General features: G+C 41.1%; 15 protein-coding genes. 9 read left to right on the top strand and 6 right to left on the bottom strand.

Translation table 11 applies throughout. The features are described 5' to 3' along the window. Positions 1 to 53 precede the first annotated feature (53 nt). The 5 genes from ACQY4U_RS19055 to ACQY4U_RS19035 form a co-directional block, all read right to left on the bottom strand. Positions 54 to 3,344 carry an efflux RND transporter permease subunit gene (locus ACQY4U_RS19055; protein ID WP_428331048.1) on the bottom strand — a complete coding sequence of 1,097 codons (3,291 nt, stop codon included), beginning with the start codon at positions 3,342 to 3,344 and terminating at the stop codon, positions 54 to 56. Continuing rightward, positions 3,341 to 6,601: an efflux RND transporter permease subunit gene (locus ACQY4U_RS19050; protein ID WP_428331047.1), complete on the bottom strand. Its 3,261-nt coding sequence runs from the start codon at positions 6,599 to 6,601 to the stop codon at positions 3,341 to 3,343. The genes ACQY4U_RS19055 and ACQY4U_RS19050 overlap by 4 nt, the downstream gene beginning before the upstream one ends. Positions 6,602 to 6,653: 52 nt before the next feature. Continuing rightward, positions 6,654 to 7,826, bottom strand: a complete 1,173-nt coding sequence (locus ACQY4U_RS19045; RefSeq protein WP_428331046.1) for an efflux RND transporter periplasmic adaptor subunit — start codon at positions 7,824 to 7,826, stop codon at positions 6,654 to 6,656. A 27-nt stretch (positions 7,827 to 7,853) separates the two neighbouring features. Further along, the gene (locus ACQY4U_RS19040) at positions 7,854 to 9,302 is read right to left on the bottom strand and encodes a TolC family protein (protein WP_428331045.1); all 1,449 of its coding nucleotides are present in this window, start codon (positions 9,300 to 9,302) and stop codon (positions 7,854 to 7,856) included. A 233-nt stretch (positions 9,303 to 9,535) separates the two neighbouring features. Next, positions 9,536 to 10,492 carry an MBL fold metallo-hydrolase gene (locus ACQY4U_RS19035; RefSeq protein ID WP_428331044.1) on the bottom strand — a complete coding sequence of 319 codons (957 nt, stop codon included), beginning with the start codon at positions 10,490 to 10,492 and terminating at the stop codon, positions 9,536 to 9,538. Positions 10,493 to 10,693: 201 nt separating this feature from the next. Here ACQY4U_RS19035 and ACQY4U_RS19030 point away from each other — a divergent pair, with 201 nt between their 5' ends. The 8 genes from ACQY4U_RS19030 to ACQY4U_RS18995 are packed head-to-tail and all read left to right on the top strand — an operon-like array spanning position 10,694 to position 16,330. Continuing rightward, a complete protein-coding gene (locus tag ACQY4U_RS19030; RefSeq protein ID WP_428331043.1) occupies positions 10,694 to 11,416 on the top strand; it encodes an SDR family NAD(P)-dependent oxidoreductase in 723 nt (240 codons plus the stop codon). A 2-nt stretch (positions 11,417 to 11,418) separates the two neighbouring features. After that, complete coding sequence (locus tag ACQY4U_RS19025) at positions 11,419 to 12,012, top strand: hypothetical protein (RefSeq protein ID WP_428331042.1); 594 nt, start codon at positions 11,419 to 11,421, stop codon at positions 12,010 to 12,012. Positions 12,013 to 12,014: 2 nt separating this feature from the next. Then, positions 12,015 to 12,281 carry an acyl carrier protein gene (locus ACQY4U_RS19020; protein WP_428331041.1) on the top strand — a complete coding sequence of 89 codons (267 nt, stop codon included), beginning with the start codon at positions 12,015 to 12,017 and terminating at the stop codon, positions 12,279 to 12,281. 5 nt (positions 12,282 to 12,286) lie between these two features. Continuing rightward, positions 12,287 to 13,636: a beta-ketoacyl-[acyl-carrier-protein] synthase family protein gene (locus tag ACQY4U_RS19015; protein ID WP_428331040.1), complete on the top strand. Its 1,350-nt coding sequence runs from the start codon at positions 12,287 to 12,289 to the stop codon at positions 13,634 to 13,636. After that, complete coding sequence (locus ACQY4U_RS19010) at positions 13,637 to 14,449, top strand: enoyl-ACP reductase FabI (RefSeq protein ID WP_428331039.1); 813 nt, start codon at positions 13,637 to 13,639, stop codon at positions 14,447 to 14,449. Next, the gene (locus tag ACQY4U_RS19005) at positions 14,439 to 14,840 is read left to right on the top strand and encodes a holo-ACP synthase (RefSeq protein ID WP_428331038.1); all 402 of its coding nucleotides are present in this window, start codon (positions 14,439 to 14,441) and stop codon (positions 14,838 to 14,840) included. The genes ACQY4U_RS19010 and ACQY4U_RS19005 overlap by 11 nt, the downstream gene beginning before the upstream one ends. 6 nt (positions 14,841 to 14,846) lie before the next feature. Next, positions 14,847 to 15,668 carry an alpha/beta fold hydrolase gene (locus tag ACQY4U_RS19000; protein WP_428331037.1) on the top strand — a complete coding sequence of 274 codons (822 nt, stop codon included), beginning with the start codon at positions 14,847 to 14,849 and terminating at the stop codon, positions 15,666 to 15,668. After that, positions 15,665 to 16,330, top strand: a complete 666-nt coding sequence (locus tag ACQY4U_RS18995; RefSeq protein ID WP_428331036.1) for a lysophospholipid acyltransferase family protein — start codon at positions 15,665 to 15,667, stop codon at positions 16,328 to 16,330. Before ACQY4U_RS19000 ends, ACQY4U_RS18995 begins: the two co-directional genes overlap by 4 nt. On the opposite strand, the gene ACQY4U_RS18990 is transcribed toward ACQY4U_RS18995, so the two are convergent. After that, positions 16,324 to 17,805 carry a tetratricopeptide repeat protein gene (locus tag ACQY4U_RS18990; protein ID WP_428331035.1) on the bottom strand — a complete coding sequence of 494 codons (1,482 nt, stop codon included), beginning with the start codon at positions 17,803 to 17,805 and terminating at the stop codon, positions 16,324 to 16,326. The genes ACQY4U_RS18995 and ACQY4U_RS18990 overlap by 7 nt on opposite strands. 358 nt (positions 17,806 to 18,163) lie before the next feature. Here ACQY4U_RS18990 and ACQY4U_RS18985 point away from each other — a divergent pair, with 358 nt between their 5' ends. Then, positions 18,164 to 24,757 (top strand): amino acid adenylation domain-containing protein, encoded by a 6,594-nt coding sequence (locus ACQY4U_RS18985; RefSeq protein WP_428331034.1) that lies wholly within the window; start codon positions 18,164 to 18,166, stop codon positions 24,755 to 24,757. Positions 24,758 to 24,773 lie beyond the last annotated feature (16 nt).

Here is a 24,773-nt window from a genome sequence, read left to right as displayed (position 1 = left end):
TTTTAGTATTTTTGATGGATTATTAAAATTATTGGAATTTATTTAACTTGTAATTAAGGCTTTTTATCACCGTTTTCATGCGCCTCTCTTGATGATTTGTTTTCAGCATGAGACATAGCAATATCGTATTCCAGTTCAGGATCAATATTTTGCTCTTCAACCTTTTTAGCCTTTTCCATCAGTTCGTCATGATGGGCCTGCAGCCATTTCAATTGTTTTTTACCGTAAGATACCCGGGTGAATAATACAAACAGTACCGGTACAATAAATATAGATATGGTTGATGAGGCAATCATTCCGCCTAATACGGTTACCCCTATTGTGTTTCTGGATGCTGCACCTGCTCCTGTTGCTAAAGCCAATGGCAATACGCCCAATATAAATGCTAACGAGGTCATGATAATTGGCCTTAAACGAAGCTTAACCGCTTCAATGGTTGATTTCATCAGTTCTTCGCCGCGATCAACCCTTATTTTGGCAAACTCCACAATCAGGATCGCATTTTTTGCGGACAGTCCGATCAGCGTGATCAATCCGATCTGCGCATAAACATTATTAGTGAGCGATGGCACACAAGTAAGTGCAAGGATGGCACCAAAGGCACTGATAGGAACGGCTAACATCACAGAAAATGGTACCGACCAGCTTTCGTACAATGCAGCAAGGAACAGGAATACAAATACAATACAGAAAAGGAAAATATATACAGTTATTGAACCCGCCTTTATTTCCTCATAACTCAATCCCGAAAACTCATAGGTATAACCGCGCGGCAATGTCTTGGCTGCTAATTCCTTTAAGGCTTCAATACTCTGGCCGCTGCTGTAACCATCAGGGATGGCGCCATCAACCTCGGCAGAGCGGAAAATGTTAAAGTGTGAAATAAGCGGGGCGGCAATTGTAGGCTTATAGCTGATTACTGCGCTAAGCGGCACCATATTACCCACCGAATTACGCACATAATATTTATTAATGTTTGATATTAACGCACGGTATGCTGTATCAGCTTGTACAACTACGTGATATGTTCTGTTATACAAAGTAAAGTTATTTACAAACAAACTGCCCATATAGGCTTGCATGGTTGAGAAAACATCTGAAATATTGACACCTAATTTGGAGCATTTTTCCCGGTCTACCGTCAGGTCATAACTTGGCGTATGTGCGGAAAAATAACTGAAAGAAGTTGATATAGCCGGGATCTTCTTCGCTTCGGCCACAAATTTCTGAACTGCTTTTTCAAACGCATGTATATCATCGGTAGAGCTTCCCTGTTCAATCTGCATGCTGAAACCTGCGGCTAAACCAATCCCCCTGATGGGCGGCGGTTGAATAACGACCACATTAGCATTTTTTATCCCAGCTTTGGCTATCCGCTTTTTAATAGCGGCAGTTATGCCAGCAATTTGCGTTGCAGGGGTTGTACGGTCGTCCCAGGGTGTAAGCATACAAAACATGGAGCCGTTATTAGAGTTGGCACCACCATTTAATATATTAAAGCCTGATATGGCTGTATAATGTAGTATTCCGGGCGTTGAACCAACAATCTTCATCAGTTTTTCCATCACATTTACTGATTGTGTGGTGGACGATGCCTCGGGCAATTGATAAGTGACGAAAAGACGACCGCCATCCTCGGATGGAACAAAGCCCGATGGTTTGGTTTTAAATAATAGGATAGTACCGGCACAAATACACACAAGTATTACTACTACAAATTTTGAATGCTTTATACTGCGCTTTACGCCGTTTGAGTACTTGAAGGTTACCCTATCAAACCAGGTATTAAAAAAGTTAAAAAATTTATCTAACCAGTTTTTTGATTTTTTATTGATATGGCTGGGTCTTAACAATAGCGTACACAAGGCCGGTGTTAATGATAAGGCGATAAAAGCCGATACGATAACCGATATGGCTATAGTAATGGCAAACTGCTGGTACAAACGCCCCACAATACCGGGAATAAAACCTACCGGAACAAATACCGACGCCAGAATCAATGCAATAGCAATTACCGGGGCCGAAATCTCTTTCATGGCATGGTAAGTTGCTTCCTTGGGCGACATGTGCTGCTCATCAATATAATGCTGCACAGCCTCCACCACAATAATGGCATCATCAACCACAATACCAATAGCCAGCACAAAACCGAACATGGTAAGCGTATTTATGGTGAACCCTAATGGTATAAAGAAACAAAATGTTGCCAGTATAGATACCGGGATTGCCATTATAGGTATCAGTGTTGAACGCCAGTTTTGCAAAAACAAAAACACCACTATAGCCACCAAACCTAAGGCCTTTAATAAAGTTCCGATCACTTCCTGCATGGAAACTTTGATGATGGTTACCGATTCAAAAGGAACGGTATAGTCAACATCCGAAGGAAATGATTTTTTGAGCTTAGCTAATTCGGCATAAACATTTTCGGCTGTTTGGAGCGCATTGCTGCCCGGCGATTGATAAACCTGTATGGTTGAACACCTGTTACCATCAGCAAAGGCATTGCTGGAGAAAGTGAATTTTCCTAACTCAATCCTGGCTACATCTTTCAGATAAACAAGCGCGCCCGTTGATGGGATAGTTTTTACTACCACTTTTTCATACTGCGGGACCTTGCTGATCATCCCGTTAACCAATATCCCTACCTCATTGGATTGTGAAGTTTGCTGTGGCGGAGCACCTGCTGAACCTGCTGCGACATATACGTTTTGGGCATCTAAAGCGGCTACAACATCGGCAGGTGTTAAACCGTAGGATGCCATTTTATCCGGATTCATCCAGATCCTCATACTAAACTGATCGGTACGTGCACTTACGTCGCCTACGCCGGGTACACGTAATATAGCATCCTGAATAAATGTACTTGTGTAATTATCAAGAAAAGTAATGTTATGCGTCTTTTTTGGCGAGTATATAGCAATCAGCATTAATTGGTCAGGGTTACTTGCCCTTACCGTTAACCCTAATTTACTTACCACGGATGGTAATATAGGTTTAGCTATACCTACCCTGTTCTGTACGTTTAGCGCGGCAATTTGCACATTGGTGCCAATATTAAAAGTTACCCTGATACCAATACCGCCACTGTTGGTACTGGTGCTCTGCATATATTCCATGCCGGGCGTACCGTTTACCTGTTCCTCCACCGGGATGGCAACAGTTTGCTCCACCGTTTCTGCATCCGCACCTGTATATGATCCGTTAACCGAAACACTGGGTGGCGATATATTGGGGTATTGATCTACAGCAAGATTAAAAAGACAGATAGTACCAGAAATCATTAAAACAATTGATATAACGATTGCAGTTACCGGTCTTTTGATAAATGTATTCGCAATCATATATGATCGGGGTTACTTAGTTCGCGTGATTTTTGGATCTCGTACTCTAATTCAGGGTCTATATTCTGTGCTTCAACCTTACGGGCTTTCTCCATCAGGTCTTCGTGATGTTCTTTCAAATAATCCAGTCTTTCTTTACCATAGGATAAGCGGGTAATTACTACATACAGCACCGGAACCACAAATATGGCAATGGTTGATGCTGCAAACATCCCGCCTAATACGGTAAATCCAATGGTTCTACGTGCAACGGCGCCCGCCCCTGTTGCTAAAACAAGCGGCAGTACCCCTAAAATAAAGGCAAGTGAGGTCATGATGATTGGCCGTAAACGCAGGCTCACTGCATCAAGTGTTGATTTGATCAGGTCTTCTCCCCTGTCAACCCGCACCTTGGCAAACTCCACAATCAGGATGGCATTTTTGGCCGCAAGCCCTATCAGTGTTATTAAACCAATTTGCGCATAAACGTTGTTAGTAAGGTTTGGCACAAACAGCAATGCAGCAATGGCACCAAAAGCACCGATTGGTACCGCAAGCAATACCGAAAACGGCACCGACCAACTCTCGTACAAGGCAGCAAGGAATAAAAACACAAAGGTTATGGAGAACATGAAGATATAAATAGTGGTTGAACCCGCCTTTTGCTCTTCATAGCTCAATCCTGAAAACTCGAAGGTATAGCCTTCGGGTAATTTTTCGGTTGCCAGCTTTTGTAAAGCAGCCAAGGCCTGGCTGCTGCTGTAACCATCCGCATTTGAGCCGTCTATTTCGGCAGTACGGAAAATGTTAAAGTGCGATATTAACGGGGCAGCTTCTGTCGGCTTATAGCTTATCAGTGTTCCTAAGGGCACCATAGTACCGGCCTGGTTACGTACATAGTACTTATCCATGTCCGACACCTCGGTTCTGAACGCCGTATCAGCCTGTACCACTACGTGGAAGGTACGGTTATATGTAGTAAAATCATTAATATATAAACTACCCATATAGGCCTGTATGGTAGTAAACACATCAGATATATTTACACCCAGTTTCTCGCACTTTTCCCTATCTACCGTTAAGTTTACATTTGGGGTATGTGCTGTAAAATAACTGTAAGCCTTGGTTATTCCGGGTGTTTTATTGGCTTCTTTAACAAAGTTATTTACAACGGTTTCAAAGGCATGTATATCATCAGTTGTGCTGCGCTGTTCAATTTGCATACTGAAACCTACCGTTGTACCAACCCCTGGCAGTGGCGATGGCTGCACTACCTGAACATTAGCATTATTAATACCTGCATCGGCAATACGTTTCTTCAACACACCAATAATTCCGGGTACCTGCTGGCTCGATTCGGAACGTTCATCCCAGGGTGCCAGCTGACAATAAATGGTACCGCTGTTTGAATTACTTGCATTGGTTACCACGTTTAAGCCTGAAAGCGCTGCATAGTGTGCTACGCCCGGCGTTGTACCAATTACATGCATCAGCTTTGACATGGCATCAACCGATGCTGCTGTTGATGCTGCCGGAGGCAACTGAAAGGTAACATACAGGTTTCCATCATCCTCTGAAGGAATAAAACCCGAAGGTTTTTCCTGGAACATAAAATAAGTACCGGCACATATACAAAGTAATAAGATGATGATATACCTTGATCCCTGGATGCTCTTTTTTACACCATTGGTGTACCTGGCTGTAACCTTATCAAACCAGATATTAAATTTATTAAACTGCCTGGTTAGCCAAGATGCTTTTTTGCTGGTATCTGTAGGTTTTAAAAGTAATGTACAAAGCGCCGGTGTAAGTGACAAGGCTATAAATGCAGAGATCATTACCGATATAGCAATGGTAATTGCAAACTGCTGGTATAAACGCCCTACTATGCCCGGTATAAAACCTACGGGAACGAATACCGCTGCCAGGATGAGCGCGATTGCCACAACCGGTGCTGATATATCCTTCATGGCCTGGTAGGTTGCTTCTTTAGGCGACATTTTATCGTGATCGATATAATGCTGCACCGCCTCTACCACAATAATGGCATCATCCACCACTATACCTATGGCCAATACAAAACCAAACATGGTTAAAGTATTGATGGTAAAGCCTAATGGGATAAAGAAACAGAATGTACCGAATATTGAAACCGGGATTGCAAGTACAGGGATCAAAGTTGACCGCCAGTTTTGCAGGAACAAGAACACCACTACGGCAACAAGGCCGAGTGTTTTTAAGAGCGTGCCTACAACATCCTGCATGGATACCTTAACTACCGTAACAGATTCGAACGGAACACTATAGTTCACATCGGCAGGGAAAGTTTGTTTCAGCTTATCCAATGCTTCATAAATACCTTTGGCCGTTGCTAATGCATTACTACCCGGGGCCTGGTAAATTTGCAGGTATGATGCCCGATGCCCGTCAACAAAGGAGTTACTTGAAAATGTAAATTTACCCAGTTCAACCCTCGCAACATCTTTCATATAAACCAAGGCACCTGTTGTAGGGATGGTTTTAACAATGATATTTTCAAATTCTGACACCTTGCTTAACCTTCCGTTAACCAATATACCTAACTCATAAGTTTGACTGGAAGATTGCGGGGGCACACCGGCTGTTCCGGCTGCTACCTGTACGTTTTGTGCATTAAGTGCAGCAATAACATCAGCTGGCGTTAAGCTGTAAGCCGCCATCTTTTCCGGATTCATCCAAATACGCATACTGAAATCATCCGTAAAACGGCTAATTGAACCAACTCCGGGTACCCGCGACAGCGCATCCTGGATAAAAATATTGGTGTAGTTATCTAAAAAAGTAATGTTGTGCGTATTTTTTGGTGCATAAAGGGCAACCATCATCAGCATACTCGGGTTTACAGCACGTACCGTTAATCCCAGCCTGCTTACAACAGCAGGCAGCAGTGGTGTGGCAATACTTACCCTGTTTTGAACATCTAATGCAGCAACATCAATATCGGTACCTATTTTAAAGGTAACATTCATGGTCATTAAACCATTGTTGGTACTGTTGCTCTGCATGTATTCCATGCCGGGGGTACCGTTTACCTGTTCTTCAATGGGTGTGGCAACTGTTTGCTCAACCGTTTGTGCATCGGCACCGGTAAACTGGCCGGTAACCTGCACAATAGGAGGTGTAATATCGGGGTACTGATCTATAGGTAAAAGCAGTATACATACGGTACCGGTTATTACCAGTACAATAGATATAACAATAGCCGTTACGGGTCTTTTAATGAAGGTATTAGCAATCATAGATTAATCATTCATCTAAAAATACAGACGAGTCTGCGTAAATCATTTATTGTTAGTGGCCTTTACCTTGCGCCGGAGCAACTTTGTTAGCAGTGGTTATTTGTGAACCATCATGCAATGATTGTACACCATCGGTAACAATCCTGTCGCCAGGGCTAACACCGCTCTTTATAATTACGTTTGGCCCAATGGTTTGTCCTACCTGTACCTTTTTCTGTGCAGCTACCAGTTTATGCTTGTTTTTCACTGTATCCGGCTGGTCTTTTGGTGCGGTCATCAGGCTATCCTTGGCAACAAACACAAAGTACTCACCCATTTGCTCAACAACAGCTTTGCTTGGCAATATCATTTGTGGCGATGTTTCTTCATTATGCACCCTTACAACGCAACTCATCCCTACCCTTAAAATACCTTTAGGGTTTGGGAACACAAGCCTTACCCGTATTGATCCAGTTTGTGAATCAACCGCACGGTCAATTACAGAGATTTTTCCGGTGGATGTATATAGAGAATTATCGGGCAGTAAAATGGTAAATAACGAATCAGTTACCGGCTTACTGTTTTGAAGTTTTTCAAAATGAGGCAGCTGTTTTTCATTGATGATAAAATCTACAGCGATCGGATTATCAGTTGAGATAGTATTTAACACTGTTGAACCTGCAGAAACCACATTACCTAACTTAACCTGGCTAAAACCAATTGTACCATCAAAAGGTGCGGTTACAATGGCATAAGTTAAATTGGTTTTAGCCGATTTAACAGCCTGCTCTGATGCCTTTACAGAGTTTTTTGCATTTTGAAGCGTAATAATGGCATGGTCATACTGTTGTTTAGCCACGGCATTATATTTATTCAGATACTCGTACCTATCTGCATCCTGTTGCGATTGTATGAGCGTGCCCTCTGCTACTTTTAAGTTGGCTACCGCAGCATCATAGTTATCCTGGTAAATACGCTGATCTATTTCATATAATTTTTGCCCTTTTTTAACATGGCTGCCTTCGGTAAAAAATATACCGGTAATGGCACCCTGTACCTGCGGAAGCAGGTTAACCTGGCTCAGCGCCGCTGTTGTTGAGGGGTATTTATCAAAGTATAAAACGTTTTCGGTTTTCACCTTCAACAAATTAACAGGTACTTCGGGATTTACCGGGGGTTGCTTTTTTTTACAGGCCGAAATAGCCAGGCAGCTTATTAAAACGGTATTTAAGATAACTCTCTTCATGGAGACAAGTTTGTTTGTTTTTAGATATTAATAATTAATACTTCCCATTGCTTTTTCCAGGTCAATTTTGTTTGACAGTACTTGGAACAAGGCATTCAGATAGCTTATTTCGGAAGTTATTAAGTTTGATTCGGCTGTAATTACGTTTAAGTAAGGCACAATACCTTGTTTATATTGCAGGGTAACTACAAAATAAACACGCTTTGCCATAGCTACGTTCTTTTGCAACAATTGTAAATTATAATAGTTGCCTTTATAATTTGCTAAAGCCGTTCTATACTCCTTATTGATCTGTAGTTTCAGATCGGTTTCATCCCAGCCTATAATTTGCTGTTGCAGTTTTGCCTTTTTCAGGTTATGGATCCTTGAAAAGCCTGTAAAAATCGGAATACTGAATGACAGCCCTACTAACTGACTTGGGTAAGAGTTTGATAAAATATCCGAAAACTTATTGTTTTCAAAAGCCAGATTATAGTTATAAAATGCTGATAAGGTAGGCAAGTACGATGTTCGGTAATAATTTACCAATTGGGTTTGCAGATCCTTACTGGTTTTAATCTGTTGAAACTCTATCCGCTTTTCGTACTGCAGCTGCTGGGTGGTATCAATATAAATACCTTTTATCATTTGCACGGTATCAAAGCTTACGTTAAATTCCTTCTCTACAGGATAGCCCATTAATTGCTTCAATGCGGCATATTGCGGAACCACATTTTCTGTAGCCTGCTTTAGCTGCGCTTTTGAGTTATTGAGGGTGATGGCTGCTTCTTCGTAATCTGTTTCATCAACAATACCACCTTTGTATTGATGATAGGCATCGCGCAGGTTTTTACCGAGACGGGTGGTGTCTTCTTTAAAAACGTTGATCTGCTCGAGTGTAAGGAGTACATTATAAAAGGATTTACTTACTGATGAAACCAGGAAGATCTTAGTACTATCTGTAACCTGTTGTGCCTGTTTCAGGTACAGTGGTGCACTTTTATAAGCATATAAAAGGCTGGGGTTAAATATGGATTGCGTAACAGACACGCCCGGTATAAAAGTGTTGGTATACCCCGATCTTGTAGTGCTTGTTGAGGTGGTTCCTGTTCCTGTTGGAGTACCTGTGCTAACCGAGCTGGAATTATTATTTGATTGTTGCAAGTAATGAATAAAATCGCCTGAGGCGCTTGCCTGCGGAAGTAAACCCGATAAATTAACCGAATTGGTTTCCTTAGTAATATTTACATTGATCAATGCCTTATTTAATGCCGGCTGATGTTGCATGGCATATTCAATACACTGCTGCAAGGTTAAAAATTGGCCCGAACCATTTTTGCCCGTATCCTGCGGATTTAAAGGCATCATCAGGGTGTTTTTACTGGTATCCGGCTGTACAACAGGCGGCATATTACTTTGGTTGGTAGTTTGGGCATCAGTTAATGAAGGCAAACAAAACAAACAAAAGGCAAATAAATAAACGCGGATATTATCCATATATGAAAGACATTCATCATCCAAAATAAGGATGATCTTTTAAAAAATAATTTTAATTATAACAATAGTCGGTGTCCCGAAATATAGAAAATTTCCGGCGCATTAATAGGGTGAACGAAGGTGGTAAAAACCTTTATTATTTAAAGTAACATTTTTGTTAATTGGGCAGATAGTAAGGTAACCGAACAATATTGTTACGTAATAACCAGCATTATAAGGCTTAGGGCACCTACCTAAAGCTCAATCACCTTACCCTGCTGCGGGAAGATGAGATTTAACTGCAATACATTTTCGGCTATCAGCTGTTTTTTAAGTTTGGCTATATTAACCAATGGCGGTTTTACGTGGGTAACCACAACATTAAAACCTTTAAGGGCGTCTTTACCGGTTAAAGCGGCCAGGTTGTCCATTTCCCTCATCAGCCATTTAGGTGTTAAGTGCCCAAATAAGGTTTTATCAGTCTGTTCATCCGGAAACGAAGTTTCAATCATAATTGCCTTTAGCTTTTTACTTTTTATTAATGGGGCAATGGCCTGCCATAAAGCATGCAGGTTATGGCTTTTTTCAATTTTATCGGAGCCGGTATCACCTAAGTACAAAACATAGGCATCACCGCTATTTACTAAAAATGCCGTGCTCTGCAGGTTTGAATGGCTTAAAGGAAAAGCCCTCACCTTCATTTCTGTGTTTTTAATACTGATGGTACTATCCGGGGTAAGTACCTGGTAATGGTATTTTTTAATCTGCGGAGCGTCACCCTCATCGGTAAAATTGGCCCAGCTCTCCCAGGTAAAGTAATGTGTTTTGATGGTTTGCAAACAGCTGGATAACCCATAAATAGTTTTGGCAGTATCATCGGGCGAGTTAATAATGAGACCTGATACATGATCAAGGTGTGCGTGTGATATAAAATAACCTTTTATATATTGCCTTAAAACGCGCTCAGCCGGTATGGAGAACACCTTATTTGTTATGGCTTTTTCAATCCCGTAGTGCAAGGTGCCGGCATCCAAACAGATATAATTATTGGTACCTTTTGCTGCAACCATATAGGCCGATAGGTTACTTTCGTCAATACCGCCCATAACTCCAAGCGGTACAATCCTAAACGCTTTGTTTTCAGGTTGGCCGAAGCCTAAAAATGGTAATATTAGCACTAAAACAGGCAAAAAAATACGTTTACCAAACATCCGTTTAAATTTTATCTTGCTGATATAGCAATTGTTAATGCTGTAAAATTAATATTTAAATAAAGCTGCCTAAATTATTAATAATAAAACAACATGTTTGCAGCTTTATTGTTACCATTATAGCTTACAAAAGTCAATTTTAAACTGTTTATTTTAATTTATTATATTGCAATCACTTATTACAATTGAGCATCAACCCTGATGGAGAAAAGAAAAATACTGATTACCGGCGCCAGTAAAGGTTTAGGACTGGCCATTTCTAAGAAACTATCGGGCGAATACACGTTAATATTACATGCATCAAAAAAGGAAAGCTTTACCCATATTGAGCCCGGAAGCCATTTGCTATGTGCAGATTTTTCGGACGCGGAACAGGTAGCTAACTTTTGCAAGCAGTTAAAAAAAGAACATGGCGACGATCTGTATGCCGTTATTAACAACGCAGGCGTAACCTATGATAAACCGCTGAACTTTCAGCCCGAGCGGGAGATTGATGCCATGCTGAATGTAAACCTGCGCACACCCATCATGATCTGTAAAACGGCCATGAAGATCTTCGGTTTAAAAAACACGGGGGTAATTATCAATATAAGTTCGGTAGTTGGCGAAAGCGGGAACGCTTTTCAGGCTGTTTATGCAGCTACTAAAGCCGGTTTGGCTGCATTATCACGATCATTGGCGCAAGAGGCAGCTGCACTAAATCAGGAGCATACTATCAGGGTGCTGAGTGTATCGCCTGGGTTTATTGAAACTGATATGACAGCCACCATTCCAGAATCTATCAAAGATAAATATCTGAATATGATACCTGCAAAAAGGTTTGGCAAGGTTGATGACGTAGCAGACACTATTGCATTTTTGGTATCAGACAAGGCATCGTATATTAATGGTACAAATATTCATATTAACGGTGGCCTGATTTAAATATGATAAAAGACAAAGAAACCTATCTGGATATTATTCATAACGGCAATTTGGTAGGTGTAAGTCCTGACCAGCTTTTGCTGCATGGCCCTACAAAATTATTGCTGGATACCTTTCACTGGCATTCGCCTAAAAAAGGTATTGTTGCAAGCTATTCGCCTAAAGAAAGAGATGTTAAGGATCATTTCGGCATCTTCCGCGGTGTTGACCAGATAGAGGCTTTTGCACAGGCTACTATAGTATCGTGCGCTACATTTTTAGAATGCCGAAAGCTGAACTGTACCCCCGATGAGCTGAAAGACAAGTTTATACCTGCATTTATTAGCGTAGGCAATGTAAGTTTCCATAACTACCTTGAGGTTGGCGATACTTTTATAAGCATCGGAAACATTACATTTTATAAATGGCGCCAGATGGTTTGCGATGGCAGGATCTATAAAGTGCCAAAGGGGCTTGACCTGGATGAATACTTTAAAGATTTTACCGAAGAAAGATTATTAAAGTATGATATTAGCAAAGATTTTGTACAAGTAGCTCAATTAACAGATATTACTGGCAGAGCCATATTAATTGAACTTTTTAAAAAAACAGAATAAAAATGGAAAGACAAGAAATACTTGATGGGTTATTAGAAGTTTTAAAAACTATAAGAACAATTGATCCTGAAAAATTAGTTGGTGTAACAGAGGAAACAGATTTCCTGACAGATTTGAGTACCCCATCAACAGAACTGATAAATATTGCTGCCAAAGTTGAGCACAAGTTTGATATTGAGTTTGAGGATGATGACATTGACCACATGGGGTCAAAAGTAAAAGACATTATTGACCTGATCATAATGGTTAAGGAACGCGGAGAAAAATAATATTTATGCAGGTAGCCGGACGAAAGGTAGCAGTTGTTGGTATGGGCGGAGCTTTCCCCACCTGTTCAAGCCTTGATCAGTTTGACCAAAAATTATTCAATAACCAGAGCCTGGTTAGGGAATGGGATTTGGCCTTACAGTACAATAAACAAATCAGATCAACGGTATCTGGGTTTATTACTGAAGAAGAAATGGGTTTGGAGGCCGTTTGGGCTCCTATCACCGAAAAATATCCTGAAACTTATATTGATACCTTAGGCAGAATACCTGATGGCAACCTGTCTACAGCCGATATGGGTAGTATATGGGCCATGCTTGGCGCACAGGAATCAGCAAAAATGGCTGGCTGGACAAAAAGCGAGATCGAATCTGAACAAACAGGTGTTGTTGTAGGCTCGGGTGGTGCGGGTAACCAAATATTAAGGGTGGCCTGGCATTACTTTTTCCAGATGGGTAAAAAGGCCCGTATTGCAGGTGCCCACACGGTTGACCGCAGCATGTCATACCGCGAGGCGGCTAATATATCCTGCCTGTTAAAAACAAAAGGTGTTTGTGAGTCCATTACCTCTGCCTGTGCTACAGGTCTTGGTAATATTGGCCATGCCTACCGTTTAATAAAATTCGGTTTGCAGGACAGAGCAATTGCCGGTGGTGTTGAAGGCACAGCACTTGAAACCTTTATAGGTTTTGATGGCATGATGATATTGAGCAAGGGCTTTAGCCCTGCCGAAAGTTCGCGTCCTTTTGATATGAACCGGAATGGCTTTGTATGCTCATTCGGTGCCGGTATTGTGGCCCTTGAAGAGTATGAAATGGCAAAGGCCCGTGGTGCTAATATCATTGGTGTTATTGATGAGTATTTCAACAACTCTGACGGTGATGGCGATATGTTTTATCCATCGTTTGCTGGCCAGCAAAGGCTATGGAAAGGCTTAATGCCCGATAAAGGATTAAGACCCGATGTAGTAAAAATGCACGGAACATCAACTCCGGTAGGTGATTCGGTTGAACTGCTTAGCGTGGTAGATGCTTTGGGCGAAGAAGGTTACCATATCTCTGCACCCAAATCACAATTTGGGCACATGCTTGGAGGTGCAGGTTCTGTTGAGTTTATTACCGCTTTACTGATGCTTAAAAACCAGCAGGTATTGCCTTGCTTAAACTCCGAAACACTTAATACCGAGCTGGAAGGTTTTCAAAAAACCGATATTTGGAACGGCCCGGATAAGCCATTGGCGGCTTACAGGCACCTGGTTCCGCAAAAAGCATTTGCTAAAGAAATTAACCGTATTGCCTGCCTTAACTATGGTTTTGGTGGCACCAACAGTGCAATGATGGTATCAAGGGATATTTAAATGATAGATAATAAGGATAAAGTTGCCGTAATATTTGGTGTGAGGAATGAAAGCTCCATCGCTTATGATATTGCGGTAAAGTTACACCAGTCGGGTTGTAAGGTTGCTTTAAGTTATATGGCCGATACTAAGGATGAGGTTTTATACCTTATGCAGCAAAAAGGCATGGATAGCAGCCTGAGCGCCGAAGTTGATGTTAGGGACGAGGCAGCTATTACCGCATTTATGCAATTGGTTTATGACCAGGCCGGCCCTGTAGATTATATTTTACACGGCGTTGCATTTGGCAGCCAGGCCGTAATGTGTTACAGCATACCGGGCAGTAACGAAGCACCACCATCTTACATCGATATTCCTTTTGATGAGTTGATGGATTCCTTTAATATCAGTGCTTACTCCCTGCTCAGGATATGTAGGGTGGCACAGCCGTTTTTTGCTAAAAATGCTTCGGTATTAACGCTTACCTACAATGCATCACAAAGGGTTTTCCCGGGGTATGCAGGCATGGCCATCAGCAAAGCAGCGCTCGAAAACATAGTAATGTATCTTGCCAGTCATTTCAGAGATGCAGGTGTAAGGGTAAATGCCATCTCAGCAGGCTTGGTAATGACCACCTCTTCAGGTGGGATTTTAGGTGTACGCAGGTTAAGAAAAATGGGCAAGTTTACTGCTCCGCTGGGCAATATAGACTCGGGCGATGTGGGTGATGCCGCTCTTTACTATTTTTCAGATCTATCAAAGAGGGTAAGCGGTAATATTCATTTTGTTGATGGCGGGTTTAACATTATGGGCCTTGGAGTTGATGGAGAATGATATTTTAAAAGCAATTGCTCAACTCCCTTCAGCAAATAAATTTGCTATCGGAAATGATCTTGTTTTTATACCTGATTTTGAAAAATCGCTGAATGACCTTTTCATAAAAAAAGCTTACAATCAGGCAGAAATAACTTATTGCGAACAGTTTGATAATTCAACCTTACGCTATGCATCAACCTGGGCGGCAAAGGAAGCGGTCTATAAGGCTGTTAAACAGTTGGATGCTTCGGCATTAGGCCCTAAAAAAATCGAGATCGTTCGTGAAAAAACAGCGGGTAAGCCTTCTGTTATCCTCCATAAAAAAAACGCAGCCTATACCATAAGCTTAACTCTATCGCATGATGGAGATTATGTATGGGCCATAGCAATGATAGCAATACCTTCATAATTCCGAATGACTGAACATTATTTTGAAAACCAATTTATTAACCTGCACTACTATAAATATGGTAGCGGGCCAAATACAATGCTGTGTTTTCATGGTTATGGGATGCATGGTAAGCAGTTTAAACTTTTAGAATCATCATTAGGATCAAAATATACCTTTATCGGCTTTGATCTGTTTTTCCATAAAGAAACCAAACTAAAAGATCAAAGCTTACCAACTATAAAAAAAGGGATCATCAAAAATGAGTTCGCCGATTTTATACTTGATTTTTGCAGGCACGAAGGGATAACCCATTTTTCGGTGATAGGGTATTCAATGGGCACCCATTATGCTACCGTTGTTGCAGAAGAATTACCGCAAATGATCGATACTTTTATTATTGCTGCACCATCTGCTTTAAATCCGGGTAGGCTTATCCCATTTTTCAGTAAAAACAGAATGGGGAATAAAATATTAGAGAAACTGGCGCTTAATGAAAAAGCTTTGATAAGGCTGCTTAAATTATTTAAACGCTTAAGATTTATTGATAGTGAGGGCTATAAAATATTATACAACGAGATAGGCACAGCCGAATTAAGATTTAATTTTTACGCCTGTTTTACCTACCTGCGGTTTTTTGAAACCGACGAGGAGCGTTTATTACACGCCCTTAAAGATCAAAACATAAAAAGCATCTTTATATTTGGCAAACGCGATAAGGCTTTTCCACCAGGCATCGGCGCTGAATTTATTGCCAAACTGAATAATGCACAGGTAATTGTACTGAACGAGGGCCACGAAATGATCAAAAAGGATTTTGCAGCTACCTTAACCAAATTACTATCATGATAATAAAGGCTAAACCACTTCCTATTACCTTTATTAAATGGGGCGCGTTGCTATTGATCTGGTTTTTCAGAAAACGGTTCAATAAAATGATCCTTAATGATATAGAGATCAAGCCCGGTCACTCCTACCTGTTAATGTCAAACCACTTTGGTTTTTTGGATGGTTTTTTTGCTTATTATTTGTGCTTTAAGTATATCGACAAAAAGCAGAAGTTAGGCGGCTTATACACCATGTCGGTTAAAAAACAGATGGAAAAAAACTGGTGGTTAAAATATTGTGGCTCATTTTCTGTTGACCCGGGCAAGCGATCTGTACAGGAAAGCCTGGAATACGCAGCTGAACTGTTGAACACACCGGGCAATATATTGCTTTACTACCCGCAGGGGAATTTAGAATCGACCCATATCCGTTATATTGAATTTAAGGATGGTATTTTTGAAATTGTTAATCAGATAAAAGGCAATTGCCAACTCATCTGGAGCAGTAACATCACCGAATATTTTGAAAGCACCAAACCATCGGCCTATTTTAACCTTTTAGATTGCGGCACCAATAAGGATTTTGATTTTGATTCGCTGAAGAAAAAGGTAAACGAACACCATTTACAATCCATGCGCAAAACCGTACGTTTCACCAAAGAACCCGGAAACCTTACTTACTGACCTATCCTTTTCAAAGCCTCTTTGGCATCATTATCAGTACTGGTCTGATATTCATGGTTTTTCATATCCAAAGCCTGGTTATAGTATTCAGCCGCCTTTTTAAAATCCTTTATCCCTTCATAAATATTACCAATCCGCAGTGCAGCGCTCGATGCATAATAATAACTGGTTGCCTTACCCAGGTTTATCGCTTTCTGATAGCTCAACGTCGCTTCGTAATCCTTACCCGTATTATCATAAATACGCCCTATACGGTAATAGTATTCAATTTTATCTCTTTGCAGTTTAAGGCTGTTAACATCCTTATTGCTTAACTGCGCCAATGCCTTAGCATAATAACCGCCATCAAAATAAAAGCGCGCCCGTAACAGATCAACATCAGGCCTGGCATCACTGGCTTCTTTTAAAGCCTGTTTATCCTTTTCGTCAATCACATACCCTTTGTTTTTGGCCATTGATAAATAATACTCATACTTTTCAGGCTCATTCTGCAGCAGGTATGAGTATGCTATCTTTAAATAGGCATCCTTAATAAAGCTTGTGCCTTTATATTCATTAACATATTTGGTTAAGTAAAGCGGCGCATCATTTTCCATCCGGTTTAGTTTTGCGCAGCCCAGCATGTAGTTAATAGCCGGCAAAGCTATGTATTGTGCTGATTTTGGGCTGGTATCCAGGTAAGCAATGGTTTCATCATTATGGGCCGTTTTTGAAGATACATAGCCCTGCAAATACACCTTGAGCAAGCTTCCGTTCTCCATACCCGATAAATAGGAGATCAGCTTGTTATAGCTGTTTTTGCTATGCAGCACGTTTATATCTATGCTGCAAATAAAAAATATCACCTCATCATTATAAAAGCTGTAGCTTGTTTTTGGGAGCTCGGTTCGTAAAACCTCTAATTGTTTAATGCCGGTTTGCACATTACCGTTCATACCCAAAAAGCGGGTTACACTTTTAAAGCTGGCCGGTATTGAACCAAAAATAACGTTTACCAAAGCCAGGCTTTTTTGGTTAGGTAAAAAATCAGGATACTTTTGACTATTATCTTTCAATAAGCTCCCTGCCTTTTTTGCATCAAAGCCCGAAGACATGTAATCACCAAACTTTGCCTTTAAAAACGACCATTGCAAATAGATCTCTGCCTGCGAAAAAAGATAATAGGGCGAATTTTTATCATTGCCCTCCAATGCAGTGATCCGGGCCCCTTTATTATCCTTTAACCGGTTATACTCCGTTTTATTTTCGGATGCTAACAGGCTAAAATAATCAACATAATTATCTAAAAGTATAGTAATACCGTTTTGAGGATTCAGTTGTTTTTCCTTTTTGATGAGCAATTTTGCCTCATCCATCTTTAAGCTCATAATAGCCTTATAAGCCGCTACACAATTTGCATCATAGTTAAAATTCGCCTTAGCACTTAACTGACTGATTAAAAGTAAGATAAAGAAAAATAGTAGTTTTTTGATCATTACGGGCCAAATATATTGAAAACATTGATGAGGTATACAAAGTCTTTTGCTAATTTAAGGGCTTTAAAACCGCCTTATTTAATGGAAAGTTTTTGTTAACAATTAGCTATATCAGGTCTGAAACCCCATCAATCCCGATAGTTAAAACCTAAACAAGTATCCGAACGTACAAAAGGCATAAATGTTTTTTACCCCTTTATCACAGTTATAAATATAAAGCGCTTTAATAATAAACTATAGTTTGAATTAAATTGAATATTTAGCTGATGCAAAAATTTCAAAATATAAAAACAAATTACTTTACTGATGTTCCGTTTTCATTATCGTTAACGGCAATAAATTTTATCCTCATTAACAAATGGGTATCCTAAGCCGATCATATAAAGAAGAATATAAAAGTATGCTGATACATCAACTGTTTGAGTTGCAAAAGAGCAAAACACCTGATGCAATTGCCATTATTTTTGGAGATCAAAAACTAACTTATAGCCAACTGGGTCAAAAAGCTGATAATTTAGCTGCCCAAATAACTGCAAACTCCCCAGATACTTTAATTGCAGGCGTAAGTACTTACCGCTCTGTTGAAACTATTATAAGTGTGCTGGCTATCCTAAAATCGGGAAAAGCATATATGCCGCTCGATCCTGATTACCCGCAAGATCGTTTACAACAAATAATAACCGATTCGGGCATTGATCTTTGCTTATCCGTAACAGATCAAAAACATTTTTTTGAACCATTATCAATAAAAGTCTTATCATCAGATAAAGAATATCCGGAGCAAAAACTACAATCACAAGATAGCAGATCAGCCGCTTATGTATTGTATACCTCAGGCTCAACAGGTACACCAAAAGGTGTTTCAATGGGGCATGCGGCTTTGGCTAATTTATTATCGTGGCAACAAAAAAACTCTATATCTGCAATAGGTGTAAACACACTTCAGTTTGCGCCCTTAAGTTTTGATGTATCCTTCCAGGAAATATTTGCCACTTTAACCACCGGCGGTACTTTGGTTTTGGTGGATGATAATTTAAGGGTTGACCCATACCGCTTGCTGCGTTATATTGATCAATATGTGGTTAACCGGATCTTTTTACCTTTTGTGGTACTTCAGTATTTAACCGAAGCTGCCGATGCCGAAAAATATTTTCCGGCTTGCCTTAAGGAAGTGATGACCGCAGGCGAACAGCTAAAGATAACCCCGCAGATTGTCCGCTTTTTTTCGGCCCTGCCCGGCTGTGTATTAATTAACCAATACGGTCCTACCGAAACTCACGTGGTTACCCAATTGATATTGGATGGCGACGCTTCCAAATGGCCGGCATTACCATCTATAGGTACACCTATTGATGAAACAGAAATATTGATTCTTGATGAAGAATTAAAAAAACTGCCTTATGGCGAAACGGGTGAATTATGTGTAGCAGGCATCAGCCTTGCTGATGGTTACCTGAACCGCCCCGAAATGACTGCCGAAAAATTTGTAGAGTGGCAGGAAACTGACACACAAACTACCCGCATTTACCGCACCGGCGACCTTGCCCGTTATATGCCCGATGGCAATATTGAATACCTGGGCCGCAGGGATACCCAGGTAAAAATACGCGGTAACCGCGTTGAATTAGGTGAGATTGAAGTTTTAATAAACCAGCTAAACGATATACAGCAGGCTATAGTAATAGCACGCGAAGATGTGATTGGTCAAAAGCGATTGGTTGCCTATTTGGTATCGGCTAAAAACAAGCCTGATACGGAGTATGTACGCAAAAGCATAGAGCAGCAACTGCCTGATTTTATGCTGCCATCTGCCTATGTTTGGATGACAGAACTACCTAAAACCACCAGCGGAAAGGTTGACAGAAAAGCCCTGCCAAAACCTGATTTGCAAAGGCCCGAACTAAGTACATTATACAAAGCACCATCCACTCCTACCGAAAAAAATATTACCGGTATATGGATGGAACTATTGCTTTTAGATAAAATTGGTGTTGACGATAACTTTTTTCAGTTAGGCGGTAATTCATTACTTGCATTAAAAACAGTTGCTCAGCTAAAACACCTGTTTAATTATGATATACCGATCACCAAACTGTACCAATTCCCTACCGTTAGCGGCATTGCCGGTTTAATAAGCGGATCAAATAAAACCGCACCTATCCTTACAACTAAAAAATCCAGGGATAAAAAAGAAAATAGTGATGTGGCCATTATTGGCATGGCCGGCCGTTTTCCCGGAGCTAATACTATTGCTGAGTTTTGGGAGCTACTTTCGGAAGGCCGTGAGGCCATCAGTTTTTTTAGTGATGCCGAACTTGATCCTTCTATCCCGCAAAGCGTAAAAAATGATCCTGCTTATGTAAAAGCCCGTGGTGTAATTGAAAAGGCTGATGAATTTGATGCAGAATTTTTTGGTTTTAATCCACGGTCTGCCGAATTAATGGATCCGCAGCAACGTGTGTTTTTAGAAATAGCCTGGGAAGTATTGGAAGACAGCGGCTATCTACCTCAAAAATATAAAGGGGCAGTGGGCGTTTTTGCAGGCACAGGTTATAATACCTATTACACCAACAATGTTTTAACAAATAATGCACTTGTTGAAAGGTTCGGTCAATTCAATACCCGTACCCTGAACGAGAAAGACTATATAGCTACCCGCACTGCCTACCAGCTAAACCTTAAAGGGCCGGCTGTGGCGGTTCATTCTGCCTGCTCAACATCGTTACTGGCAATTGCACAGGCGGTAAGCAGCATCAGGGTTGGGCAATGCGATATTGCCATTGCTGGCGCAGCGTCTATAACATCTCCTTTAAACAGCGGACACTTTTACGAAGAAGGCTCAATTATGAGTATTGACGGCCATTGCAGGCCGTTTGATGCGGAAGCAACCGGTACTGTATTTAGCGATGGCGCAGGGGTCGTACTTTTAAAAAACCTGGAAGATGCCCGGCGCGATGGTGATACCATTTTAGCAATAATAAAAGGTATAGGAATAAACAACGATGGTGCCGATAAAGGCAGCTTTGGCGGCCCGAGTGCGCAAGGCCAGGCAGGTGCTATTGCCATGGCTATTGATGATGCTGCTATTGATGCAGCTACCATTAGCTATGTTGAAGCACACGGCACAGCCACGCCATTAGGAGATCCAATTGAAATTGAGGGCCTTAACCTTGCTTTTGGCTTACAACAGGAAAAACAATATTGTGCCATAGGCTCCATAAAAAGTAATATGGGGCATTTAACTGCTGCATCAGGAGTGGCGGGTATTATAAAAACGGTACTGGCTATGCGCCATCAACAAATACCGGCTTCACTCTTTTATAAAAACAGCAATCCTAACATCAACTTTACCGATAGCCCGTTTTATGTAAATGCTGAATTAACAAAATGGCAGCCAGCCGGGAAAAGAAGGGCTGGGATTAGCTCATTTGGTGTTGGTGGCACTAACGTACATGTTGTTTTAGAAGAATATGATGCGCCTGAATTTGAAGAAAGCACTCAAAAACCATTGAGCCTTATCACTTGGTCTGCAAAAACAGAAACAAGTGTGAACAGCTACGCTAAAAAACTTGCCGGGTTTGTTGAGCACAATAAAGGTGTTAATATTACTGACATTGCTTACTCATTGCAGAGTACAAGGGCCGATCTTAACCAGCGCAGGTTTATTATAGCAGCCAATAATGATGAGCTGTTAAGCAAATTAACAGCACCTGCCATTGAGGCCAATACATCAAAAAAACTTACTTCAAAAGCATCAGAGGTAGTGTTTATGTTTCCGGGCCAGGGCTCGCAATATGTAAACATGGGCCATGAGCTTTACACCGGCGAACCTGTATTTAAAGCAGCGGTGGATGAATGTATTGATTTGCTAAAGGATACCCCACATGCACATATACTTGATGTAATATATCCTTCAAGCTTTGACGAAGCATCGGCAGAAAACATAAAGAACACATTTTATACCCAGCCGGCCATATTTATTATGGAATATGCTATGGCCAGATTATACATGAGCTGGGGTATACAACCTACTATTTTAGTTGGGCACAGTATTGGCGAATTTGTTGCCGCGCATTTAGCAGGCATATTTAATTTAAAAGATGCCCTGCTCCTGATTTCGACCCGGGCAAAAATGGTAAGCGAAGTGGCCAAAGGCAGTATGCTTACCGTAAGGCTTGAGGCTGATTTGTTAGCAGCTATGCTACCAGACAAACTTTCTATTGCTGTGATTAACAGTAACAAGCTAAGTGTTGTTGCCGGCCCGGATGATTTAGTAGCTGAATTTTCAGCGTTCCTGGCCGAGAAAAATATCCCTGCCCGCTTGCTGCAAACCAGTCATGCATTTCATTCCGCCATGATGGATGATATAGTGGCACCTTTTGAGGCGGTTGTTAAAACCCTTAAATTAAATCCGCCGGTAAAACCAATCGTATCAACTGTTACGGGCAAATGGATAAGCGAGGCCGAAGCAACAAGCACTGCCTATTGGGCAAATCACCTGCGTAACACCGTTCGTTTTGCGGATGCTGTTAATACTTTACAGGAGGATGATGGCCGTATTTTGGTTGAAGTTGGCCCCGGAAATGTATTGGCAACACTATCGCGCCAGCAAATAACCATTAAAACAACCCCAATTGTATCCGGATTTGAAAAAAATGAAACACTTACAGAGTATTATTCCGTATTAAGGGCATTAGGTCAGTTATGGTTAAATGGAATAGAACCTGATTGGAAAGGATTTTACCAAAATCAGCAGCGATCAAAAACAAGTTTACCGGCCTATGCATTTGATAATAAACGTTATTGGCTTAATGCCGCCCCCCCGGTAAATACAATAACACAAACTACTGATAACCATACAACAACAGAACAACAAACAATAAAAGAAGAAAGTATCCTGATGAGAAAAGAACTGCTAACTGATAAATTAAAGGAACTATTTGAAGATGCATCGGGCATTGAAATTGATGGAGCATCAACTGATATGAATTTTATCGAGATCGGCTTTGATTCCCTTTTGTTGACACAGATTTCAACAAACCTTAAAAAGGAGTTTAATGTTCCTATCACGTTCAGAAAACTATTTGAAGAATATAATACTATAGATTTGCTTGCAGCTTATTTAGATGCAAAGTTACCTGCCGGGGCTTTTAGCCCGCAGGCTGCTCCCGTTGCAAATAGCTATGCACAACCTGTTTACAATACAACTGCTGTTGCTGCACCGGTTGCTGCTGCAAACCCTGCTTTAGATTTAATTGCACAGCAAATACAAATGCTTGCAGGCCAGTTAGCAATGATGCAAAACGGAAATGCGCCACAAGCTGCGCCGCCTGTTGCTCCACCTGCCCAGGTTGCTGCACCTGTAAAATCAGGTATCCAGTACGATCTTACGCCTGAGGAGCAGGTTGAAGTTAAAAAACCTTTTGGCGCCACGGCCCGCATTGAAAAACAGGTACAGGGTTTAAGTGAAAAGCAACAAAAGTTTTTGAGCGATCTTACCCAGCGTTACAATGCCAAAACAAAAGGCAGTAAAGCATATACACAACAACATCGCTCCTACATGGCCGATCCGCGTGTTGTTAGTGGTTTCAGGCCTTTAACAAAAGAGATCGTTTACCCAATTGTGGTTAACAAATCAAAAGGAAGCCATGTTTGGGATATTGATGGCAACGAATATATTGATGCCTTAAATGGCTTTGGATCAAGCTTTTTAGGCTACCAGCCCGAAGTATTAAAAAAGGCTGTACTTGAACAGGTTGAAAAAGGTTACGAGATTGGCCCGCAGCATGAGCTTGCCGGCGAGGTTTGTAAGCTGATAAGTGAATTTACAAATTTTGACCGCGCTGCTTTATGTAATACCGGATCTGAGGCTGTTTTAGGTGCCATGCGTATAGCACGTACTGTTACGGGCCGTTCATTAATGGTGGCTTTCAGCGGATCGTACCACGGTATAAATGATGAGGTTATTGTAAGAGGCACTAAAAAGCTTAAAACAATACCTGCTGCACCCGGCATTATGCCCGAGGTTGTACAGAATATGCTGATACTTGATTATGGTACCGATGAAACCTTAAGAATAATTGAAGAAAGAGCACACGAGCTTGCAGCCGTTTTGGTTGAACCGGTACAAAGCCGCAGACCAGAGTTTCAGCCTGTAGAGTTTCTAAAAAAGGTACGTGAGATCACCCGAAAATCAAATACGGTTTTAATTTTTGACGAAGTGATCAGCGGTTTCAGGATGCATCCCGGTGGTGCGCAGGCCATGTTCGGTATAAAAGCCGATCTGGGTACTTACGGCAAGGTAATTGGCGGCGGTATGCCTATAGGCGCTATTGCGGGTGTAAAACAATACATGGATGCGCTTGACGGTGGTTTCTGGGAGTATGGCGATGATTCACAGCCAGAAGCAGGTGTAACTTACTTTGCAGGCACTTTTGTAAGGCACCCATTAGCGTTGGCAGCAGCAAAAGCATCATTAACCTATATGAAAGAACAGGGCCCGGCTTTACAGCAAGGTTTAAACGACCTGACTAAATATTTAGCAACCGAGTTGAATTACACTTGCGAAAAAGAAGGCATTCCGTTGTATGCCCCATCATTCGGATCGTTATGGAAAATAAAGTTTAAAGAAGAACTGCCTTATGGTGAACTACTTTTTAGCCTGATGCGCGAAAAGGGCATCCATATATGGGATTTGTTCCCTTGCTTTTTAACCGCTTCACATACCAAAGAGGAAGTGGATACCATTATTGCTAAATTCAGGGAAAGTGTAAGCGAGCTGATCGAGTCGGGATTTTTCCCTTCAAATAAACCCGCCCCTGCTAAAGAAGAATTTAATCCATTTATGGAATCACCTATCCCCGGGGCAAGGCTTGGCCGCGATAAGGATGGTAACCCAGGCTGGTTCATCAGTGATGTGAACAATCCGGGTAAATATTTACAAGTAAAATGATAACCAGTTTGGAAAA

Source organism: Mucilaginibacter sp. (assembly GCF_965277465.1).
Classification (GTDB): domain Bacteria; phylum Bacteroidota; class Bacteroidia; order Sphingobacteriales; family Sphingobacteriaceae; genus Mucilaginibacter.
Note: the sequence above shows the minus strand (reverse complement) of the source record. Positions and strands in the feature narration are given on the sequence as shown.

Coding starts and splice junctions, on each gene's coding strand:
- ACQY4U_RS19030 (WP_428331043.1), top strand. CDS start 10,694: ATGGAGAAAAGAAAAATACTGATTACCGGCGCCAGTAAAGGTTTAGGA.
- ACQY4U_RS19025 (WP_428331042.1), top strand. CDS start 11,419: ATGATAAAAGACAAAGAAACCTATCTGGATATTATTCATAACGGCAAT.
- ACQY4U_RS18990 (WP_428331035.1), bottom strand. CDS start 17,805: ATGATCAAAAAACTACTATTTTTCTTTATCTTACTTTTAATCAGTCAG.
- ACQY4U_RS19045 (WP_428331046.1), bottom strand. CDS start 7,826: ATGAAGAGAGTTATCTTAAATACCGTTTTAATAAGCTGCCTGGCTATT.
- ACQY4U_RS19015 (WP_428331040.1), top strand. CDS start 12,287: ATGCAGGTAGCCGGACGAAAGGTAGCAGTTGTTGGTATGGGCGGAGCT.
- ACQY4U_RS19020 (WP_428331041.1), top strand. CDS start 12,015: ATGGAAAGACAAGAAATACTTGATGGGTTATTAGAAGTTTTAAAAACT.
- ACQY4U_RS18995 (WP_428331036.1), top strand. CDS start 15,665: ATGATAATAAAGGCTAAACCACTTCCTATTACCTTTATTAAATGGGGC.
- ACQY4U_RS19040 (WP_428331045.1), bottom strand. CDS start 9,302: ATGGATAATATCCGCGTTTATTTATTTGCCTTTTGTTTGTTTTGTTTG.
- ACQY4U_RS19055 (WP_428331048.1), bottom strand. CDS start 3,344: ATGATTGCGAATACATTTATCAAAAGACCGGTAACTGCAATCGTTATA.
- ACQY4U_RS19000 (WP_428331037.1), top strand. CDS start 14,847: ATGACTGAACATTATTTTGAAAACCAATTTATTAACCTGCACTACTAT.
- ACQY4U_RS19050 (WP_428331047.1), bottom strand. CDS start 6,601: ATGATTGCTAATACCTTCATTAAAAGACCCGTAACGGCTATTGTTATA.
- ACQY4U_RS19035 (WP_428331044.1), bottom strand. CDS start 10,492: ATGTTTGGTAAACGTATTTTTTTGCCTGTTTTAGTGCTAATATTACCA.
- ACQY4U_RS19005 (WP_428331038.1), top strand. CDS start 14,439: ATGGAGAATGATATTTTAAAAGCAATTGCTCAACTCCCTTCAGCAAAT.
- ACQY4U_RS18985 (WP_428331034.1), top strand. CDS start 18,164: ATGGGTATCCTAAGCCGATCATATAAAGAAGAATATAAAAGTATGCTG.
- ACQY4U_RS19010 (WP_428331039.1), top strand. CDS start 13,637: ATGATAGATAATAAGGATAAAGTTGCCGTAATATTTGGTGTGAGGAAT.